A 1,143-nucleotide genomic window follows, 5' to 3' on the forward strand; every position below is an offset into this window, starting at 1 on the left:
ATTCGAGCTCGGTCCCGGGGATCCTCTAGAGTCGGTCACGCCCGTCGACTCCGGTGTGGCGGCCTCGGTCGCGCTCGACGTGATCTTCTCGTCGAGCGCCGCGAACACCTCGGTCGCTTTCCCCGTGCTCCAGACGTGCGAGACGGGGTCGACCGACTGGTCTGAGGTCGCTGCAGAGGGGCAGACGGAAGACGACCTGACGTCGCCCGCCCCCGTCGTCGCGGTGGGCGCGGTGTCGACCGCTTCCGGCGACCACGAGCACGCGTCGACGACCGACGGCGATGCAGATGCACACGCCGCCACGACCGCCGCGGCCGCGTCGGATGCCGACCCGGTCGCACGCTGGTTGAGCGGTGGCGCCCTCGCCGCCGCGATCGCAGCGCTCGTCGTCGCGCTGGTGCGTCGACGCCGCGCCTGACGGATACCCGGCTCGTCCCGGCACGCGGCCCGGCCGCCGCTCATGCGGCGACCGGGCCGCGTGCCGAAATGAACGAGGTAGCCTGGTCATAGCTCTCGCATAGATATATGCGAAAGCATGAGAGAACTATGACTTCCGACGCTGACAGTAATCTCCCGCCTACCGTCCGTCCTTTGCGTGGGCCCCACGTCCGACTCGGAGATCTGGTGCGCCGTTTCGGGGGCGAACAGGGCGAGGGAGACGGCGATGTCATCGTCTCCGGAGTGACGCTGGCAACGGACGACGTGCGTCCCGGCGATCTGTTCGTCGCGCTCCCCGGCCGCAACCATCACGGCGCGCAGTTCGTGGGGGCTGCCGTCGCGGCGGGGGCGGCAGCCGTGATCACCGACCGTGCGGGCGCGGAGCTGTCAGCCGGCGCGGGCGTGCCGATCGCCGTGGTGGACGACCCGCGCGGCATCCTCGGTGAGATCTCGGCCTGGATCTACGGCACGGACCAGAACGTGCCGATCATGCTCGGCGTCACGGGAACGAACGGCAAGACGAGCGTCGCGCATCTCCTCAAGGCGGTTCTGGAGCAGCTGGGCGTCGTCGCGGGTCTGTCGTCGACGGCGGAGCGCCACATCGGCTCCGAGGTGATCACCTCACGGCTCACGACGCCGGAGGCGCCCGAGTTCCACGCTCTGCTCGCGCACATGCGCGAGCGCGGGGGGAGGCGTGGCCGACGA

General features: G+C 70.3%; 2 protein-coding genes. Both read left to right on the plus strand.

All coding sequences use genetic code 11. The features are described from left to right. Nucleotides 1-418: DUF1775 domain-containing protein (locus I5I_RS00980; RefSeq protein ID WP_036315300.1), on the plus strand; the 418-nt coding region annotated here is incomplete at its 5' end. 206 nt (nt 419-624) lie between these two features. Beyond that, nucleotides 625-1,143, plus strand: a 519-nt coding sequence (locus tag I5I_RS00985) for a Mur ligase family protein (RefSeq protein WP_239639980.1), incomplete at its 3' end; no start/stop codon positions are given.

The sequence above is a fragment of the Microbacterium sp. B24 genome (assembly GCF_000333415.1).
In the GTDB taxonomy this organism is placed as follows: Bacteria; Actinomycetota; Actinomycetes; order Actinomycetales; family Microbacteriaceae; genus Microbacterium.